This window comes from Mangrovicoccus algicola (assembly GCF_014903745.1).
In the GTDB taxonomy this organism is placed as follows: Bacteria; Pseudomonadota; Alphaproteobacteria; order Rhodobacterales; family Rhodobacteraceae; genus Mangrovicoccus; species Mangrovicoccus algicola.
In genome coordinates this window covers 24,690-42,431 of sequence record NZ_JACVXA010000046.1, presented here as the reverse complement: position 1 = coordinate 42,431, position 17,742 = coordinate 24,690, and the positions used below count along the sequence as shown (strand labels likewise).

The 17,742-nt window shown below is 70.8% G+C and carries 23 protein-coding genes and 1 pseudogene; 12 read left to right on the top strand and 12 right to left on the bottom strand.

What is annotated here, in order from left to right; translation table 11 throughout:
• Window positions 1-547: pseudogene (locus ICN82_RS14670) on the top strand (hypothetical protein); the annotation flags it as partial.
• Window positions 548-641: 94 nt separating this feature from the next.
• Here ICN82_RS14670 and mobA read toward each other — a convergent pair.
• The gene (gene mobA, locus ICN82_RS14665; RefSeq protein WP_193184121.1) at window positions 642-1,253 is read right to left on the bottom strand and encodes a molybdenum cofactor guanylyltransferase MobA; all 612 of its coding nucleotides are present in this window, start codon (window positions 1,251-1,253) and stop codon (window positions 642-644) included.
• A gap of 115 nt (window positions 1,254-1,368) precedes the next feature.
• On the opposite strand from mobA, the gene ICN82_RS14660 reads away from it, so the two are divergent.
• Window positions 1,369-2,073 (top strand): AzlC family ABC transporter permease, encoded by a 705-nt coding sequence (locus ICN82_RS14660; RefSeq protein ID WP_193184119.1) that lies wholly within the window; start codon window positions 1,369-1,371, stop codon window positions 2,071-2,073.
• On the top strand, window positions 2,070-2,399 hold the full coding sequence (locus ICN82_RS14655; protein WP_193184117.1) for an AzlD domain-containing protein: 330 nt from the start codon (window positions 2,070-2,072) through the stop codon (window positions 2,397-2,399). The genes ICN82_RS14660 and ICN82_RS14655 overlap by 4 nt, the downstream gene beginning before the upstream one ends.
• Before the next feature lie 20 nt (window positions 2,400-2,419).
• On the opposite strand, the gene ICN82_RS14650 is transcribed toward ICN82_RS14655, so the two are convergent.
• The 4 genes from ICN82_RS14650 to ICN82_RS14635 form a co-directional block, all read right to left on the bottom strand.
• Window positions 2,420-2,986 (bottom strand): hypothetical protein, encoded by a 567-nt coding sequence (locus tag ICN82_RS14650; protein WP_193184115.1) that lies wholly within the window; start codon window positions 2,984-2,986, stop codon window positions 2,420-2,422.
• A 65-nt stretch (window positions 2,987-3,051) separates the two neighbouring features.
• A complete protein-coding gene (locus ICN82_RS14645; protein ID WP_193184113.1) occupies window positions 3,052-3,186 on the bottom strand; it encodes an aa3-type cytochrome c oxidase subunit IV in 135 nt (44 codons plus the stop codon).
• Between the two features lie 83 nt (window positions 3,187-3,269).
• Window positions 3,270-4,328, bottom strand: a complete 1,059-nt coding sequence (locus ICN82_RS14640; protein WP_330999014.1) for an MBL fold metallo-hydrolase — start codon at window positions 4,326-4,328, stop codon at window positions 3,270-3,272.
• A gap of 66 nt (window positions 4,329-4,394) precedes the next feature.
• A complete protein-coding gene (locus tag ICN82_RS14635; RefSeq protein WP_193184111.1) occupies window positions 4,395-6,098 on the bottom strand; it encodes an acyl-CoA dehydrogenase in 1,704 nt (567 codons plus the stop codon).
• 107 nt (window positions 6,099-6,205) lie between these two features.
• Here ICN82_RS14635 and ICN82_RS14630 point away from each other — a divergent pair, with 107 nt between their 5' ends.
• The gene (locus ICN82_RS14630) at window positions 6,206-7,153 is read left to right on the top strand and encodes an L-threonylcarbamoyladenylate synthase (RefSeq protein WP_193184109.1); all 948 of its coding nucleotides are present in this window, start codon (window positions 6,206-6,208) and stop codon (window positions 7,151-7,153) included.
• Window positions 7,154-7,168: 15 nt separating this feature from the next.
• On the opposite strand, the gene ICN82_RS14625 is transcribed toward ICN82_RS14630, so the two are convergent.
• On the bottom strand, window positions 7,169-7,414 hold the full coding sequence (locus ICN82_RS14625; RefSeq protein WP_193184107.1) for an accessory factor UbiK family protein: 246 nt from the start codon (window positions 7,412-7,414) through the stop codon (window positions 7,169-7,171).
• A 149-nt stretch (window positions 7,415-7,563) separates the two neighbouring features.
• Here ICN82_RS14625 and lgt point away from each other — a divergent pair, with 149 nt between their 5' ends.
• From lgt to pgeF, 3 genes are read left to right on the top strand one after another with little or no spacing between them, the layout of a single operon-like run.
• A complete protein-coding gene (gene lgt / locus ICN82_RS14620) occupies window positions 7,564-8,454 on the top strand; it encodes a prolipoprotein diacylglyceryl transferase (RefSeq protein WP_193184105.1) in 891 nt (296 codons plus the stop codon).
• Window positions 8,451-9,521 (top strand): class I SAM-dependent methyltransferase, encoded by a 1,071-nt coding sequence (locus ICN82_RS14615; RefSeq protein ID WP_193184102.1) that lies wholly within the window; start codon window positions 8,451-8,453, stop codon window positions 9,519-9,521. Before lgt ends, ICN82_RS14615 begins: the two co-directional genes overlap by 4 nt.
• Window positions 9,512-10,273: a peptidoglycan editing factor PgeF gene (pgeF, locus tag ICN82_RS14610; protein ID WP_193184101.1), complete on the top strand. Its 762-nt coding sequence runs from the start codon at window positions 9,512-9,514 to the stop codon at window positions 10,271-10,273. Before ICN82_RS14615 ends, pgeF begins: the two co-directional genes overlap by 10 nt.
• 171 nt (window positions 10,274-10,444) lie before the next feature.
• Here pgeF and ICN82_RS14605 read toward each other — a convergent pair whose 3' ends face one another.
• On the bottom strand, window positions 10,445-10,945 hold the full coding sequence (locus ICN82_RS14605; protein WP_193184100.1) for an Lrp/AsnC family transcriptional regulator: 501 nt from the start codon (window positions 10,943-10,945) through the stop codon (window positions 10,445-10,447).
• Between the two features lie 218 nt (window positions 10,946-11,163).
• Here ICN82_RS14605 and trxB point away from each other — a divergent pair, with 218 nt between their 5' ends.
• Both trxB and ICN82_RS14595 read left to right on the top strand, forming a co-directional pair.
• Window positions 11,164-12,108, top strand: coding sequence for a thioredoxin-disulfide reductase (gene trxB, locus ICN82_RS14600; protein ID WP_193184099.1), 945 nt, complete (start codon window positions 11,164-11,166; stop codon window positions 12,106-12,108).
• Window positions 12,109-12,197: 89 nt separating this feature from the next.
• A complete protein-coding gene (locus tag ICN82_RS14595; RefSeq protein WP_193184098.1) occupies window positions 12,198-12,524 on the top strand; it encodes a hypothetical protein in 327 nt (108 codons plus the stop codon).
• A gap of 77 nt (window positions 12,525-12,601) precedes the next feature.
• Here ICN82_RS14595 and ICN82_RS14590 read toward each other — a convergent pair whose 3' ends face one another.
• Complete coding sequence (locus ICN82_RS14590) at window positions 12,602-12,838, bottom strand: DUF1150 family protein (protein WP_193184097.1); 237 nt, start codon at window positions 12,836-12,838, stop codon at window positions 12,602-12,604.
• A gap of 5 nt (window positions 12,839-12,843) precedes the next feature.
• Window positions 12,844-13,257: an Hsp20 family protein gene (locus ICN82_RS14585; protein ID WP_193184096.1), complete on the bottom strand. Its 414-nt coding sequence runs from the start codon at window positions 13,255-13,257 to the stop codon at window positions 12,844-12,846.
• A 166-nt stretch (window positions 13,258-13,423) separates the two neighbouring features.
• Between ICN82_RS14585 and ICN82_RS14580 the strand changes: the two genes are divergently transcribed.
• The 3 genes from ICN82_RS14580 (at window position 13,424) to ICN82_RS14570 (ending at window position 15,332) form a co-directional block, all read left to right on the top strand.
• On the top strand, window positions 13,424-13,642 hold the full coding sequence (locus tag ICN82_RS14580) for a YdcH family protein (RefSeq protein ID WP_193184095.1): 219 nt from the start codon (window positions 13,424-13,426) through the stop codon (window positions 13,640-13,642).
• A gap of 126 nt (window positions 13,643-13,768) precedes the next feature.
• Window positions 13,769-14,260 (top strand): 5-(carboxyamino)imidazole ribonucleotide mutase, encoded by a 492-nt coding sequence (gene purE / locus ICN82_RS14575; RefSeq protein WP_330999013.1) that lies wholly within the window; start codon window positions 13,769-13,771, stop codon window positions 14,258-14,260.
• Entirely contained in the window at window positions 14,253-15,332 is a 1,080-nt protein-coding gene (locus ICN82_RS14570; protein ID WP_193184091.1) for a 5-(carboxyamino)imidazole ribonucleotide synthase, read from the top strand. The genes purE and ICN82_RS14570 overlap by 8 nt, the downstream gene beginning before the upstream one ends.
• A 24-nt stretch (window positions 15,333-15,356) precedes the next feature.
• On the opposite strand, the gene ICN82_RS14565 is transcribed toward ICN82_RS14570, so the two are convergent.
• From ICN82_RS14565 to ICN82_RS14555, 3 genes are all read right to left on the bottom strand, one after another.
• Window positions 15,357-15,842 carry a GNAT family N-acetyltransferase gene (locus tag ICN82_RS14565; RefSeq protein ID WP_193184089.1) on the bottom strand — a complete coding sequence of 162 codons (486 nt, stop codon included), beginning with the start codon at window positions 15,840-15,842 and terminating at the stop codon, window positions 15,357-15,359.
• Window positions 15,843-16,026: 184 nt separating this feature from the next.
• Complete coding sequence (locus ICN82_RS14560) at window positions 16,027-16,755, bottom strand: peptidase (protein WP_193184087.1); 729 nt, start codon at window positions 16,753-16,755, stop codon at window positions 16,027-16,029.
• 121 nt (window positions 16,756-16,876) lie between these two features.
• Complete coding sequence (locus ICN82_RS14555) at window positions 16,877-17,740, bottom strand: transglutaminase family protein (protein WP_193184085.1); 864 nt, start codon at window positions 17,738-17,740, stop codon at window positions 16,877-16,879.
• Between the last annotated feature and the right edge of the window lie 2 nt (window positions 17,741-17,742).

Genomic DNA, 17,742 nt, shown 5'->3' with positions numbered 1-17,742 from the left:
CGACACGCCCCCCGGCGCCGCCGCGGCGGGCACCGGCCAGGGCAGCCTTGCCCTCGGGGCCGCGCCGCCGCCGCCGCCGCTGACCATCGCGGATTTCCTGCACGCGCTGAACTTCCCGCAGGACCCGGAGGATACCGACGGGTTCCGCGCGCTGCGCCTGGCGCTGAAATCCCCGCGCACCGCCCCGCTGGTGCAGGCCGCGCAGGATGCTCTGACGCTCCTGTCCCAGGCGGGGCTCTACATGGACGACCTGCCGCCGGACCATCCGCGCCCCGAACTCTGGCGGCGCTTCGCGGCGGGCGAACGCGGCGGCGCGCTCTCGGCCCTGGGCGGCATCCGCGACCCCGGGGCGCTGGCCACCTGCGGCGCGGCGCTGCGCGAGGACCCGGTCTTCCGCGATGCCGTGCACCATTTCCTGCGCCATTTCGACCTGATGCTGGCCGCGCGCGCCGAGAAGATGGAGGATGCCACCCTGGTCCGCCTGGCCGAGACCCGCAGCGGCCGCGCCTTCATGCTGCTCGGGCGCGCCGTCGGCATGTTCGGCTGAGCCTCTCTGCCCCCGGGGCGGGACCCGCGCGAAAGGCGGCTTTCGGCGCCATGCCGGCCCGGTCTGCGCCCGCGTCCCGCGGCGGATGCGGGGCCTAGCCCTCCGCCTCGGGCAGCATGGCGGCCGCGCGGTCCAGATCGGCGGGGGTGTTGATGTTGAAGAAGGCCTCCGCCGCGAACAGGGCCGTGGCCGTACCGTGGCTGTCGGCCCAGAACCGCGCCTTGCGCACCCCCTGCCCCAGCGCGCTGCGCAGATCCCCGCGCAGCGCCACCGGCCAGAGCCCGAATACCGGCTGCCGGAACAGGCGGCCCTCCTCCTCGGTGGCAGCCATGGCGATGGACGTGCCCGCGCGCCCGGCCGTGCGCTCCAGCCGCGCGGCCAGATCCGCGGGGAAGAAGGGCGTGTCCACCGCGACGGTCACGATCCGCTCCGCCCCCTGCGCAGCCGCCCAGTCCAGCCCCGCCAGCACCCCGGCCAGCGGCCCGGGATGGCCCGGCACGGTATCGCGCAGAACCGGCAGGCCGAATTCGGCATAGCATTCGGCCGGGCCGTTGGCATTGACCGCCAGGCCCGCGACCTGCACCCCCAGCCGGTCGATGGCCCGGTCCAGCAGGCAGCGCCCGCCCAGCATCAGCAGGCCCTTCTCGGCCCCGCCCATCCGGCGGCCCTGCCCGCCTGCGAGGATCACCCCCAGGGGCGTCGTCATCGTTCCGGCCTCCGATCCGGTTTCTTACGCAAAGTCCGCCCCGGGGACGGGAGCCAATTGCATCCGCGGCAAGTCTGGCGTAGCGCGGGGCGTGCGTAAACAGGATGTTTCGGTCATGCAAACCGGTATGGGCGCCGCGATCCGGCGCGGGCTCGTCGATTCGATTCCCTTTCTCATCGTGATCGTGCCCTTCGGAATGCTCTTCGGCGTGGCCGGGGCCGAGGCGGGGCTGCCCATCGCGCAGGTGATGGGGTTCACCGTGCTGGTCATCGCCGGGGCGGCCCAGTTCACCGCGCTGCAGCTGCTGCAGGACAATGCGCCGCTGGCGGTGATCCTGCTGACCTCGCTGGCGGTCAACCTGCGCATGGCCATGTATTCCGCCGCGCTGGCCCCCCATCTGGGCAAGGCCAGGCTGTGGCAGAGAGGGCTGGTCGCCTATCTTCTGGTCGATCAGAGCTATGCCCTGGCCCAGGCCGCCTATGAGCGCGAGCCCGGCAGGCCGCTGCCGCAGAAGCTGGGATATTTCTTTGCCACCATGTCCACCATCGCCCCGGTCTGGTTCCTGGCCACCTATTGCGGGGCGCGCATGGGCGCGGCCGTGCCGGAGGGGATCGCGCTGGATTTCGCCGTGCCGGTCACCTTCCTCGCGCTGGTCGCGCCGGGGCTGAAGACGCTGGCGCATCTGGCGGCGGCAGGCACCTCGGTCGCCCTGGCGCTGGCGCTGTCCTGGATGCCCTATTCGCTGGGGCTGATCCTCGCGGCCATCGCCGCCATGGCCGCCGGGGCGCAGACCGAGATCTGGATGGAGCGCCGCGCATGACCCCCGATGCCGTCACCGTCTGGGCCGTGATCGCCGGGCTGGCGATCGGAACCTTCGTGATCCGGTTTTCCTTTCTCGGGCTGGTGGGACAGCGCCGCTTTCCCGAATGGGCGCTCAGGATGCTGCGCTATACCCCCATGGCCGTGCTGCCGGGGCTGGTCGCGCCGCTGGTCCTGTGGCCCGAAGCCACCGGCGGCGCGCCCGATCCCGCGCGGCTGCTGGCCGCCGCGGCGACGGTGATCGCCGGGATCTGGACGCGCTCGGTGCTGTGGTCGGTGGCGGCCGGGTTCGGCACGCTGGCCGCGGGGCTGGCGCTTTTCGCCTGATCCAGCCCCCGGCCCACGCCTCAGCCCTCCACCCGGACGCCCTGCCCGATATAGCCGTAACCGCCGATGCCGCCGATATCGCTGCGGTCATCGGGGCTGTCATCGTGGAAGGTCCTGGTCTCCACGCCGGGATATTGCGCGAAGGCCTCGCTGGCGACATCGGGAAACAGCGTCCGCGGGAAATCCTCGAAACCGGGCAGCGCGGCGATGATCTGGCTGGTGCGCAGCGTGCAGAAGGTCGCCATCACGGGCCCCGTCTCCTCCGCCAGCTGCAGCGCCCGCGCGGCGGTGGCCATCGGCACCTGCAGCTTCTGCTGGCGCACATAATAGGTTTCGCGCGCGTGGTAATCGACGAACCAGGCCTCCATCGGCTCGGTGAAGCCGTAATGCACGTCATCGATCCGCGGCGCCTTGGGGTGATGCCAGGTGCCCGCGGGGTTGAACACCACGCGTTCCGGCCCGTCGATCACCAGCGCGGTATGCGCGCCCTTGCCGGTGGCGATGCGCACATTCGTGTACAGTGTCAGAGCAGGCGGGTTGCCCGACCGGAAATGCGCCGCGGCCACCGCCTCGGGCGGATCGCGCACGGGTTCCGCGCAGGCCGCAAGCAGCGACGAGGCAAGCCCGGCGCCGAAGGCCCGGCGGCTGAGCCTCAGGCCCCGACCAGCGCCAGGAACAGCAGGAAGACGATGATCGCGATCACCGCGCGGGTCGTGAAGGTCACGAATCCCGCGAAGGTCTTCTCCTGCTCGGTGATGTCCATCGACCCGTGCTTGTAATCCGCCATGGCCCGTCTCCTCCTGTGTCCCTCGCGCGATGCTAGGAGGAAATTCCGGCAAAGTCACGCGGCCGGTTGTGTTCTTCGTCATGTCACCTGTCCCTGATCTGCCAGGCGATGGCCCCATCGTCCCGCAGCCCGCCCGAGATTTCCCCGGCGGCTTCCAGATAATTCACATGCGCGATCGCTTCCACCAGCGCCAGCCCGTATTCCCCGGGCCCGATGTCGCGGCGGTAGAGCGCGGGAAAGCATTCCGCCGCCGAATGCGGCACCGCCAGATGCGCGCGCAGCCGCGCCAGCGCCCGGTGATGGCTGGCGATCAGCGCCGCCAGCCGCGCGGGCAGGCCGGTGAAGGGCAGCTTGTGTCCCGGCAGGACCAGCTGGCCGGGCGTGGCATGGTGCGCCAGCCGGGTGCAGCTCTCGATCCAGTCGGCCAGCGGATTGGCCTTCGGTTCGGTCGCGTAGACCCCGATATTGGGAGAGATGCCGGGCAGGATCTGGTCGCCCGCGATCACCAGCGTGCCATCCTCGCTCCACAGCGTCGCCTGGTCGGGCGCATGGCCGCCGCCGAGGCGCACCCGCCAGGACCGGCCGCCCAGATCCAGCAGGTCGCCCTCGGCGATCTGCCGGAAGCCCAGCGGCATCGGCGCCACGATATCGCAGTAATTCATCGGCCGTTCGGCCTGCCGCGCCGCCAGCACCGCCGGGTCCATCCCCGCGCGGCGCCAGAACTCCAGCGTCTCGGGCGGCGGCACGGCCTGTTCGTCCAGCCGCAGCATCCGCGCGAAGAGCCAGGCGGTGCGGGTCATCATAATCTCGGCGCCATGCTCGGCCCGGAACCACCCCGCCAGCCCCACATGGTCGGGATGGTGATGCGTCACCAGCACCCGCGCCACCGGCCGCCCGGCCAGAGGCCCGTCCAGCAGCCGCTGCCAGACCGCGCGACTGCGGCGCGTGTCCATGCCGGTATCGACGATGGTCCAGCCGTCGTCATCGGCCAGCGCATAGACATTCACATGGTCCAGCGCGATCGGCAAAGGCAGGCGCATCCACAGCACGCCCGGCGCGATCTCCACGGCCGCGCCCTCCGCGGGCGGATCGGGAAAGGGGTGGCGCAGCGGCGGGGCCGCCTCGGTCTGGGAACGGGTCACGGTCTCTCCTGCCTGGCTCCGCCCCCGCTCCTGCCAAGGATCGGCGCCCGGCGCAATCTTCGCGGCCTAAACCGTCCGGCCCGGCGGGCGCACGGCGTAAAGATCCGCCGCTCCCAGCCCCGCCTGCGCCAGGAGCGGGCCGGCCTCGGGCAGCATCCGCCGGATGTAGAACCGCGCCAGCGGCAACCGCGCTTCCTCCGCCGCCCCCGCCTGCAGGTGATGCCAGCCGCCCAGCACCCGCGCGAAGCCGCGCAGATAGGGGGCCGCCACGGCGAAACGGTCGGTCAGACCGGCCGCCAGCATCCGCTCCGTCGCCTCGCGCAGCCCTTCCGCCGCATCCCAGACCGGCCCGGCCAGATCCGGATGGCGCCCGCGCAGACTGCCCGCGGCATCCTGGATCTCGTCGATCAGGCCGAAGGCCGCCTTGCCGCCATCGCCCAGCTTGCGCCCGGCGAGGTCCATCGCCTGGATGCCGTTCGTGCCCTCGTAGATCGCCGTCACCCGCACGTCGCGGCAGAATTGCGCGGCACCGGTCTCCTCGATCACGCCCATGCCGCCATGGACCTGCACGCCGGTCTCGGCCACGCGCATGCCGGTTTCCGTGCCGAAGGACTTGGCCACCGGGGTCAGCAGCGCCGCGCGCGCCGCCCAGGCCGCATCGCCCGTCGCCCTCGCCATGTCGATCGCCACCGCGCAGGACAGCGCGATGGCCCGCGCGGCGAATGTATCGGCCTGCATCTCGGCCAGCATCCGGCGCAGGTCGGCATGGCCCTGGATGGCGGATTCGCCAGGCTCCGGCGTCTCGCCCTGGCGCCGCTCCGCCGCATAGGCCCCGGCCGCCTGCAGCGCCGCCTCGGCGATGCCGACCCCCTGCATGGCGACGCCCAGCCGGGCGTTGTTCATCATGGTGAACATCGCCGCCATGCCCTTGTGCGGCGCGCCGACCAGCCAGCCCTGCGCCGCCTCGAATTGCAGCACCGCGGTGGGCGATCCGTGCAGGCCCAGCTTGTGCTCCAGGCTGACGGTGGTCACGGCATTGGCCGCCCCCGGCGCGCCATCGGCATCGGGCAGGAATTTCGGCACCAGGAACAGGCTGATCCCCTTCGTGCCGGGCCCGCCATCGGGCAGCCGCGCCAGCACCAGGTGGCAGATATTCTCCGCCATGTCGTGATCGCCCCAGGTGATGTAGATCTTCTGCCCGGTGATGCGATGGCTGCCATCCCCGGCGGGCTCGGCCCGGGTGGTCAGGGCGCCGACATCCGACCCGGCCTGCGGCTCGGTCAGGCACATCGTGCCGGTCCATTCGCCCGAGACCAGGCGCGGCAGGTAGAGCGCCTTGAGCGCCTCCGACCCGTGATGTTCCAGCGCCTCGATCTGGCCCTGGCTCAGGAGCGGGCAGAGCTGCAGCGACAGGCAGGCCCCGGCCATCATCTCGCCCACCGCCATCGACAGGCTCACCGGCAGGCCCATCCCCCCGGCCTCCGTCCCGGCGGCGATGCCGACCCAGCCGCCCTCGGCGATCGCGCGATACCCCCCGGCGAAGCCCGGCGAGGTGACGACTTGCCCGTCCTGCAGCCGTGCGGGGGTCAGGTCCCCCGGACGCTGCAGCGGCGCCAGGACCTCGGAGGCGAGCCTGCCGGCCTCCTCCAGGACGGCCGCGGCGGTATCCCGCCCGGCCTCGGCAAAGCGCGGCTGCGCGGCGACCCGGTCATATCCCAGGACGTGATCCAGAAGGAAAAGGTATTCGGAAACGGGGGCGCGGAAACCCATGATGCTCTCCTCCGGCTTGCCATGCAGGGGCCCGGGCGATAGGGCCGCATGGGGGCAGTTTCGCGGCCCGGCCCCGGCCGCGCAACCGGAACGCGACGTTACAGATCATGGACCCGACGCAACGGCTTCTTCCCGACGAGAGCGGCATCGCCGCCGCCGCCCTGCATCTGCAGGCGGGGCGCTGCGTCGCCTTCCCGACCGAGACCGTCTACGGGCTGGGCGCGAATGCCCTGTCGGATGCGGCCGTCGCGGGGATCTATGCCGCCAAGGGACGCCCGGCCTTCAACCCGCTGATCGTCCATCTGGCGCAGGCGGCGCAGGCCGCGCGCTATGCCGAGATCCCGGCCGCGGCCGAGCGGCTGGAGGCCTTCTGGCCCGGGCCGCTGACGCTGGTTCTGCCGCTGCGCGCCGATGCCGGGATCGCGCCGCGGGTCAGCGCCGGGCATGACAGCATCGCGCTGCGCGTGCCTGCCCATCCGCTGGCGCGGCGGCTGCTGGCCGCCTGCGGCCTGCCGCTGGCGGCGCCCTCGGCCAATCCCTCGGGACGGATCAGCCCGACGACCGCCGGTCACGTGATGGACGGGCTGGGCGGGCGGATCGCCGCGGTGCTGGATGGCGGGCCCTGCAAGGTGGGGGTGGAATCGACGATCCTGGACCTGACCGGCGCGCCGCGGCTCCTGCGCGCGGGCGGCGTCCCGGCGGAGGCGCTGGAGGAGGCCCTGAGCCAGCCGCTCTTGCGCGCCGACCGCGAAACCCATGCCGCGCCCATCGCGCCCGGCATGCTGTCGAGCCATTATGCGCCGAAGGCGGGCGTGCGGCTGAACGCGACCGAGGCGCGGGACGGCGAGGTGCTGCTGGGTTTCGGCCCGGTCCGGTCGGACTGGACCCTGTCGGCCTCGGGCGACCTGGAGGAGGCGGCGGCGAACCTGTTCACCCTGCTGCACCGGATGGATGCGGCCGGGATCGCGGCCATCGCCGTCGCGCCGATCCCCGATCACGGGCTGGGCCGGGCGATCAATGACCGCCTGGCCCGGGCGGCGGCGCCGCGGGACTGAGCCCGCGGCGCAGGCTCAGCCGGCCTTCGCCTCCAGCGCGTCAAGCCGTGCCTTCAGCGCCTCGTTCTCCTCGCGCGCCTTCTGCGCCATCGCGCGCACGGCGTCGAATTCCTCGCGGGTGACGAAGTCGCGATCGGCCAGCCAGCGGTCGATCATCGACTTCATCGCCGTCTCGGCCTCGTCCCTGGCGCCCTGCGCCACGCCCATCGCGTTGGTCATGAGCTGCGACAGGTCGTCGAAAATGCGGTTGCGGGTCTGCATGGGAACCTCTGGTCTCGGGTGATTTGCACGAACACTCCTCCTCACATGTAGGGGAGTCCGCCCCCGGGGAAAAGGCATCGCGCCCGATCCCGTGCGATCGCGCGACGAACCGCGTTGACTTGGCCCGCCCCGGCTTCCATCAGGCGGCCATGCTGCTCGCGATTCCCTTTCCCGATCTCTCCCCCGAGATCTTCTCGTTCCAGATCGGCGGCTTTGCCTTCGCGCTCCGCTGGTATGCCCTTGCCTATGTGATCGGCCTGCTGGCCGGCCTGTTCATCATCCGCCGCGCCGTGTCGCGCCCGCCGCTCTGGCCCGAGGGACGCCCGCCGATGGGACCCGACCAGGCGGAGGCGCTGCTGACCTGGGTGATCCTCGGCGTGATCCTCGGCGGGCGGCTGGGCTTCGTGCTGTTCTACCAGCCCTCCTGGTACCTCTCGCACCCGGCCGAGATCCTGAAACTGTGGCAGGGCGGCATGTCCTTCCATGGCGGGCTGATCGGGGTGATCGCCGCCGGGCTGCTGTTCTGCCGCCGCTATGGCGTGGCCGCCGCCCCCGTGGCCGACTGCATGGCGCTGGCGGTGACGCCGGGGCTGTTCCTGGGACGGATCGCGAATTTCATCAATGCCGAGCTCTGGGGGCGGCCGACCGACCTTCCCTGGGGCGTGATTTTCCCCGGCGGGGCCGCGCAGGCCTGCGCCGGCGTGGACGGCGGCTGCGCGCGCCATCCCTCGCAGCTCTACGAAGCCGGGCTGGAAGGCCTTCTGCTGGGGGCCGTGATCTGGTTCGTCGCGGTGCGGCTGCGCTGGCTGCGCAGTCCCGGACGCGTGACGGGCGTGTTCTTCACCGGCTATGGCGCGGCACGGATCTTCGTCGAGACCTTCCGCCAGGCCGATGCCCAGTTCGTGACGCCCGACAACCCCTGGGGCCACGTGATCCGGCTGGGCGACTGGGGCCTGACCCAGGGCCAGGTCCTGTCGCTGCCGATGCTGGCGCTGGGTCTGGCGATCCTCGCGGTGACGCTGCGCCGCCCGAAGGCATGACGCCCCTGGCGGAGATCCTGCGCCGCCGCATCGCGCTGGACGGGCCGATCACGGTCGCGGAGTACATGGCCGAGTGCCTGCTGCACCCCCGGCACGGCTATTACACCACGCGCGATCCCTTCGGCGCGGCCGGGGATTTCACCACCGCCCCCGAGATCAGCCAGATCTTCGGCGAGATGATCGGCCTGTGGCTGGCCCAGGCCTGGATCGACCGCGGCCGCCCCGCGCCCTTCTGCCTGGCCGAGCCGGGTCCCGGCCGCGGCACGCTGATGGCCGATATCTGGCGCGTGGCGGGGGCCGTTCCGGGCTTCCGCGAGGCGGCGCGGCTGGTGCTGGTGGAGGCCTCGCCGCGGCTGCGCGGCATCCAGCGCGACGCCCTGCCCGGAGCCGCGCCCCGCTGGATCGACCGGCTGGAGGATCTGCCCGAGCTGCCGCTGTTTCTCGTCGCCAACGAATTCCTCGACGCGCTGCCGATCCGCCAGTTCGTCCGCGACCCCGCGGGCTGGCGCGAAAGACAGATCGGCGCGGATGCGGACGGGCTGGTCCTCGGGCTCGGCCCGGCCGCCCCGCTGGCGCTGCTGGATCACCGGCTTGACGATACCGCGCCCGGGGAAATGGTGGAAACCTGCCCCGCCCTGCCCGCCCTGGCCGGGGCGGTGGCCGCGCGGATTTCCCGCCATGGCGGCGCGGCGCTGTTCATCGATTACGGCGGCTGGCACTCGCGCGGCGACACGCTGCAGGCGGTGCGCCGCCACCGCAGCGTGCCCGTCCTGGAGACGCCGGGCGAGGCCGACCTGACCGCCCATGTCGATTTCGAGGCCCTGGCCCGCGCCGCCCCCGGCTGCGCCGTCTCGCCGATGGTGCCGCAGGGCGTGTTCCTCGAACGGCTGGGCATCACCGAGCGCGCCCGCGCGCTGTCCCGGGGCCTCGCGGATGCCCCGCGCGAGTCCCTGATCGCCGCACATCGGCGCTTGACCCACCCGGATGAAATGGGAACGGTGTTCAAGACGATGGGCCTTGCCTCGACGGCCAGCCCCCCGCTTCCCGGACTGACCCAATGGCCCTAGAAATCATCACTTCCGACGCCCTCTCGCCGCTGCGCCACGGGTTCTTCACCCGCAAGGGCGGCGCTTCTTCGGGGATCTACGAGGGGCTAAATTGCGGCTTCGGCTCTTCCGACCAGGCGCAGATCGTGCGGATTAACCGCGCCCGGGTCGCAGGCGCGATGGGCGCCGGGGCAGAAGACATGGCCGGGGTCAACCAGGTTCATTCGGCCGTCGCCGCGACGGTGGAGGCCGCCACCACGCCGCCGCTGCCCGAGGCGGATGCCGTGGTCACCGCGACGCCCGGCCTCGTCCTGACCATCCTGACCGCCGATTGCGCGCCGGTGCTCTTCGCCGATGCCGAAGCCGGGGTGATCGGCGCGGCACATGCGGGCTGGCGCGGCGCGCTCGGCGGCGTGCTGGAGGCGACGCTGGCGGCGATGGAGGCCGCCGGCGCGCGGCGCGACCGCATCGCCGCGGTGATCGGCCCGACGATCAGCCAGGCGGCCTATGAGGTCGGACAGGATTTCATGGAGCGGTTCCTCGACGAGGACATGGCCCATCAGCGGTTCTTCGCGGGCGGCAAGGCCCCGGACAAGTACCAGTTCGACCTGCCGGGCTTTGCCGCCTGGCGGCTGCGCGAGGCGGGAATCGGCCATGCGGAATGGTCGCGCCACTGCACCTATTCGGACCCTGCACGGTTCTTTTCATTCCGCCGGAGCTTTCATCGCGGCGAACCGGATTATGGGCGGCTCGCCGCCGCCATCCGGCTCTGAACCCGGATTGCCCGCGATCCGGCGACAATCTTTTCTGCAATGCAGAAAAATTTTTCTTGAAGCCTGCCAGGGAAGGGCACATACAGGCCCCGTGGTTGGTGACGAGTACGTGGTCACGAGTTCCGGGCCGGAGCGGCAAGCTCCGGCCCTTTCCATCTCCGGACCGCGCCGTCAGGCGCTCTTGCTCAGCCGCTCCTCCAGCACCTCGAAGGGAACGCCGGGCTCTTCCTTGGCCGAGCGGATCACCAGCGAGGTCTTGACGCTGGCGACATTCTCCGCCGCGGTCAGCTCGCTGATCAGGAACCCGTGGAAGGTCGCCAGGTCCGGCGCCACGCATTTCAGCACGAAATCGACCTCGCCGTTGAGCATGTGGCATTCGCGGACCAGCGGCCAGCCCCGGCATTTCTGCTCGAAGGCGGACAGATCGGCCTCCGCCTGCGACTCCAGCCCCACCATGGCGAAGACCTGGACCTCGAATCCCAGTTCGCGGCTGTCGACCTGGGCGTGGTAGCCGCGGATATAGCCGCTTTCCTCCAGCGTCCGCATCCGGCGCAGGCAGGGCGGCGCCGAGATGCCCACCCGCTTGGCCAGTTCCACATTGGTCATGCGTCCGTCGGCCTGCAGTTCCGCAAGTATCTTCCGGTCGATCGGGTCAAGCTTGGATCCGGCCATCTGCTCTTTTTCTCCTATGCAGCGCCAACCTAGGCAAATCCCGGAAAGCGCGCAATATTGTTTCTTGATGGAACGGATATTTTTGGATTAATTCCAATATCTCCGCTCCCCCTTTCCGCCACGCGCGAAGATGACGGGGCGGCGCCGGCAGGGGTTTCCACTTGCGGCCTTCGCGCCTATATCGCCAGCCGCAGCCAGAAGAACGGGGTGGACCGACCATGGGCGACACGAAACACAGCAAGGTACTGATCATCGGCTCCGGGCCGGCCGGCTACACCGCAGCCGTATATTCTGCGCGTGCCATGCTCAACCCCGTTCTGGTGCAGGGCCTGCAGCCCGGCGGCCAGCTGACCATCACCACCGATGTGGAGAACTGGCCGGGCGAAAGCTCCATCATGGGCCCCGACCTGATGGTCAAGATGGAATCCCACGCCCGCGACATGGGCGCCGAGATCGTCTCGGACTATATCGCCTCGGTCGACCTGTCGGCGCGCCCCTTCACCGCCACGTCCGACAGCGGCACGGTCTATACCGCCGACGCGCTGATCCTGGCCACCGGCGCGCAGGCGCGCTGGCTGGGCCTGCCCTCGGAGGAGAAGTTCAAGGGCTTCGGCGTTTCCGCCTGCGCCACCTGCGACGGGTTCTTCTATCGCGGCAAGGAGGTCGTGGTGATCGGCGGCGGCAATACCGCGGTCGAGGAAGCGCTGTTCCTGACCAATTTCGCCTCCAAGGTGACGCTGATCCACCGCCGCGACAGCCTGCGCGCCGAGAAGATCCTGCAGGACCGGCTGTTCAAGCATCCCAAGGTGGAGGTCCTGTGGGATCACACCGTGGAGGAGGTCACCGGCTCCGAATCGCCGCTGGGCGTGGAGGCCGTGCGCGCCCGCCATGTCGCCACCGGCGCGATCACCGAGATCCCCTGCGCGGGCTTCTTCGTGGCGATCGGCCATGCGCCGGCCTCGGAGCTGGTCAGGGACCAGCTGGAGACCCATCACGGCGGCTACGTCAAGACCGTCCCGGGCAGCACCGCGACCTCGATCCCCGGCGTCTTCGCCGCGGGCGACCTGACGGACCATGTCTATCGCCAGGCGGTCACCTCGGCCGGGATGGGCTGCATGGCCGCGCTGGAGGCGGAACGGTTCCTGGCCGCGGAAGAGGGCTGAGCCGCATTTTCTTAACACATCGGGCCGCCTGTCCCGCTATGAAGGGGGAGACCGGCCCGCGACGCGCGCCGGCAAAGGGAGGATTGCGGATGGAGACGGAAAGGCTGGCCGCGACTGCCGGGCTGGCAGTGATGGCGATCTGCCTGGGGCTGCCGCCGGCATCCCTCTCCGCCGCCACGCTGCGCACGGATGACAGCTGCCTCATGGCCTGCGGCCCGGTTCCGGCGCCGCCGGATCAGGACGAGGCCCGGCCCCGCCCCCCGGCCGCGACCCCGCCCCTGGGACCCGCGGGCCCGGCCTTCGATGCGCCGCTGGACCTGCCGGGCGGCGGCTTCCTCACCGGACCCGGAGGCGCGGAACCGGTCTGGGACGGCCTGCCCGACCCCGTCCCCGCCATGCCCGACGCACCCCGCTGAACGAAAAGGGCTCGGTCCCTCGGACCGGGCCCGCTGCGGGCGATCCCGGCCGACACGGCCGGATCCCGCGATTTCCCTCAGTTCACGTAGACCGGCGTCAGGTCGTTCTGGCGGGCAAGCAGGAAGGCCAGCTTCTGATCGCGCACGATCGCCAGCCGCTCGCCGTCGGGCGCGTGCAGCGAATAGGGCGCGGGGATGTCGGCCGTGGCTTCCTGCAGATCCTGCGGAAGCGCGGCCTTGTCCACCGCGCGCACATAGACGATGCGCGGCACCTGGTCGATCTGGTCGATGCGGGTCTCTCTCGGCTCTGCCATGACATTCACCCCTTGCTGATCTCTATACGCTGGACGACGTTCTCCGGTTCCGGCCGGGACAGGTCGATATGCAGCAGCCCGTGCTCCATCGAGGCGCTGCGCACCTCCACCCCGTCGGCCAGAACGAAGCTGCGCTGGAACTGGCGCCCGGCGATCCCGCGATGCAGGAACACCCGTTCGGACAGGTCGTCCGGCATGCGCCCGCGCACCACCAGCTGGCGATCCTCCACGGTGATGGACAGGTCGTCCTCGCCGAACCCGGCCACGGCCAGGGTGATGCGATAGGACCGGTCGGAGGTCTGCTCGATATTGTAGGGCGGGTAGCCCTCGTTGCCGCTCTTGGCGGTCCGTTCGACCAGCCGCTCCAGCTGCTCGAACCCCAGGAGGAACGGATGCGTTCCCAGCGTCGTCTTGGTCATGTCTCGTCCTTGGATAAAGCGACGGATGCGCGGCCCCTTGCGGCGGCCGCACCCCAGAATATGGGGTTGCCGCGGCGCGGTGCAAGCATCCCGCGACGCAGCGCTTCCCAGCCCGGCCCGAACCGGCTATGATCGGCGCTACCGCTGCAGAGGGTTCAGGGTGGACATGAACGCGCATATTGAAATGACCGAAGAGGAAGTCCTGAAGGTCAAGATCGAGATGCTGCGCCGCGGTCACCGCGATCTCGACCAGGCCATCGCCGCGATGGAGGAGACCGGGCGCGCCGACCAGCTGGCGCTGCGCCGCCTCAAGAAGCAGAAGCTGGCGCTGAAGGACGACATCCAGCGCATCGAGGACCGGCTCTATCCCGACATCATCGCCTGAGGCGCCGTCCCGCCCCGGCCCCCGAGCCGGGGCCTCCTGCCGCCGCGGCGCGTTTTGCCTGTTTGCAGCCCGGCCCGAAGCCGGTATATCGCGGGCTTCCGGGAACATGGCATGCGAGGCGGAACGGTGACAGCGCAGGTACAGGTCGGCATCATCATGGGCAGCCAGTCGGACTGGCCCACCATGAAACTGGCAGCGGAGATCCTCGACGAGCTGGGGATCGCCTGGGAGGCGCGCATCGTCTCGGCGCACCGCACCCCCGACCGGCTGTGGAGCTATGGCCGCGAGGCCGCCGGGCGCGGGCTGAAGGCCATTATCGCAGGGGCCGGCGGCGCGGCCCACCTGCCCGGCATGATGGCCTCGAAGACCTGGGTGCCGGTGATCGGCGTTCCGATCCAGACCCGCGCGCTCTCGGGCGTCGACAGCCTCTATTCCATCGTCCAGATGCCCAGGGGCTTTCCGGTGGCGACCATGGCGATCGGCGCGGCGGGCGGCGCCAATGCCGGGCTGATGGCGGCAGGCATCCTCGCCACCTCGGATCCCGGCATCGCCGCGCGGCTGACGGCCTGGCGCGAGGCGCTCTCCGCCTCGATCCCGGAGGTGCCCGTCGATGACTGACACCCCCCTCGCCCCCGGTTCGACCATCGGCATCCTCGGCGGCGGCCAGCTCGGCCGCATGCTGGCCCTGGCCGCTGCGCGGCTGGGCCTGAAATGCCATGTCTACGATCCCGCTGCCGACTGCCCCGCCGCGCAGGTCGCCGACCGCCACACTGCCGCCCCCTATGACGATGCCGCCGCGCTGGAGGCCTTCGGCCGCGCGGTCGATGTCATCACCTACGAATTCGAGAACATCCCCACCGCGGCGCTCGACCTTCTCGGCGGGCTGGCCCCGATCCGGCCCGGCCGGCGCGCGCTCGAGGTCTCGCAGGACCGCATGACCGAGAAGGACTTCCTCTCGGGCCTGGGTCTTGCCACCGCACCCTATGCGGACATCCCCGACCTTGCCGCGCTGGAGGCCGCGCTGGCGCGGACCGGCACGCCCGCGATCCTCAAGACCCGCCGCTTCGGCTATGACGGCAAGGGCCAGGTCCGCATCAAGGACGCGTCCGAGGCCGCCGCCGCCTTCGCCGCGCTCAAGGGCGCCCCGGCGATCCTCGAGGGGTTCGTCGACTTCTCCTGCGAGATCTCGGTGATCGGCGCGCGCGCCACCGACGGCGCCGTGGCGTGTTTCGATCCCGGCGAGAACGTGCATCGCGACGGCATCCTGCACACCACCACCGTGCCCGCGAAGATCCCCCCGCGGCTGCGCACGGATGCGGTGCTGCTGGCCGGGCGCATCCTCTCGGCGCTCGACTATGTCGGCGTGATGGGGGTGGAGCTTTTCGTCACCGCATCCGGCCTGGTGGTCAACGAGATCGCCCCCCGCGTCCATAATTCCGGCCACTGGACCCAGACCGGCTGCGCCATCTGCCAGTTCGAGCAGCATGTCCGCGCCGTCGCGGGCTGGCCGCTGGGCCGCGCCGAACGGCATAGCGATGTCGAGATGCTGAACCTGATCGGAGACGATGTGGAACGGATCGCGGAATTTGCCGCCGACGGCGCCACCGCCATCCATCTATACGGCAAGGCCGAGGCGCGCCCGGGCCGCAAGATGGGCCATGTCAACCGCATCCTCCTCCCCGGATCCTGAGCCTCCGGCCCCCGCGCGGGGGCCTCACGCCTCTTCGAAGGCGGCCGGATAGCGCAGCGCCACTGCCGCCGCCGCCGTCTCGGGCGCGATCGGGTAAAGCCCGGTATACTGCGCGGGATAGGGGCTGGACAGGTGGGCGGGGCCGTCGAAGACGAAGCCGAAGCGCCGGTAGTAATCGGGGTTGCCCACCACCACCACCGCCCCGGCCCGCTGCTGCCGCGCCTGGTCGAGACCGTAGCGGACCAGCTCGCTGCCGATGCCGCGATTCTGATACGCCGTGGTGACCGAGACCGGGGCCAGCACCCACCAGCCCGGCGGCACGTCGAACCGCGAGAAGCAGACATGCCCGACGATCCGGTCCTCCAGCAGCGCAACCAGTTCCAGCGTCACCGCCCCGGCGGCGCGCAGCGCCTCGATCAGCCGGTGTTCGTTGTTCTGGCCGAATGTCGTGACGACGAGAACGCTGATCTCGGTATGGTCTTCCGGCCTGGCCTGCCTGATCCTGAGCATGGGTCAACCTTTCGGGGCGATCCCCGCAGTTTGCACCCGGCGCGGGGCCGATGACAAGCGGCGCGGCGCCGCAGCGCCGCCTCCCCTCGAGACGACCCGGCGCGGCGGGCTTTCACGGACGGACGCGCCCGGCCCGCCGCCGAGAGATGTCAGCGGATGGCCGATCTCCCGGCCGCGGCCGGGCTCAGATCACCACTTCGGTGAAGGCATGGCGCAGCGCGTTCGACCAGGCGGTGCTCATCTCGCGGAAGGTGGGATCATCGGCCTCGATCCGGCGGCTCTCGGTGACGCGGCAGGCATCGGTCTCGATCACCGTCAGATCCAGCGGCATCCCCACCGACAGGTTGGAGCGCAGCGTGGAATCCATGCTCAGCAGGACCGCCTTCTTGGCATCGGCCAGCGGCGTGTCCGGCGTCACCACCCGGTCGAGGATCGGCTTGCCGTATTTGTGCTCGCCGATCTGCAGGAAGGGCGTGTCCTCGGTCGCCTCGATGAAATTCCCCTCGGGATAGACGAGGAAGAGCCGCATCTCGCCGCCCTTCCTCTGTCCCGCAACCATCAGCGAGGCCGAGGCGGTGGCCTGGCTCATCCGCTCCAGCTTGGCAGTGATGTCGGCGCGCACGTCCGACAGCACCCGCCCGACGATCTCGGCGACATCCAGCATGGTGCGCGCCTTGAGGATCGACGTGGTCTCGTCCGCCTCGGGGTCGTCCACCATGTCGCGCAGCCGCGCGATGGCGGTCTGCGTCACCGAGAGGCTGCCCGCGGTCAGGATCGTCACGACCCGCTCGCCCGGCACTTCGAAGGTGAAGGTCTTGCGATAGCAGGCGATGTTGTCCAGCCCCGCATTGGTTCTCGTGTCGCTCAGAAGGACGACACCGGCTTTCAGCAGCAGTCCCACGCAATAGGTCATGTCATCCTCGCAGGTCGCGGCCCGGTTCCTGCGCCCTCCGCGCCGCGGACCGCCGCCGCGCCCCGCCCGGCGGAACGCGGAAGATCTGTCCGGGACGCATCGGAACGCCTCGACGGGCCTTCTACTGATCCGTGCCCGCCACGTCCAGCGCCACCGCATGGGCCTCGCTGCCCATCCCCTGGGCCACCGCCCGCACCGGCATCGCATCGGCCCCGTCGCGCCCCGAGCACAGCCGGATATAGGCCTCGTCGGGACAGCATTCCTCCATCGCGTCGAACCCGACCCAGCCCATGCCCTCGACCCAGATCTCGGCCCAGGCATGGGCCGGCCAATGGCCCGCGAGCGTCGCGCCGATCTGGTCCTCGGCCTCGATCACGGTCTCGAACTCGGCGCGCGAGCGCTTGAAATAGCCGTAGACGAAGCGCGCGGGCATCCCCACGGACTGCGCCGCCGCCACCATCAGATGCGCGTAATCGGACGGACCGCCCTTGCCGGCCTCCAGCGCCTCGGCCGCGGTCATCGGCTCCCTGGCGGGATCGCGGTCGCGGGTGATGGCGCCGGTGACGGCCTGGGCCAGCGCATGCGCGCGGTCGAGCCCGGCCTCCGCCGCGATCGTGGCCACGGCCTCGGAGGCCAGCGCGTGGATCGCGGCATCGGGCCGGACCAGCCGCGTCGGCGTCAGATAGGCGACGGGCGACCCCTTCTCCTTCAGGTCGCGCAGCACGCCGAGCGTGTCGAAGGTCTGCACCTCGCCGGTGATCTCCAGCACAACCTCGCTCACCTCGCCGGGCGAGGAGAAGGTGACGGTGTGATCCCCCGCCCCGTCGGTGAAGGCGGCCCCCGCGACGGCCCCCGCCACGCGCACGTCCCAGGACAGCACCTTCTGGCTGGCGCAATCGGTGGGATAGGTGCGCAGGCTCTGCAGCAGCCGGCGCCGCGGCGGGTCGAAACGCGTGACGATCCGGTGGGAAACTGTCAGTTTCATGC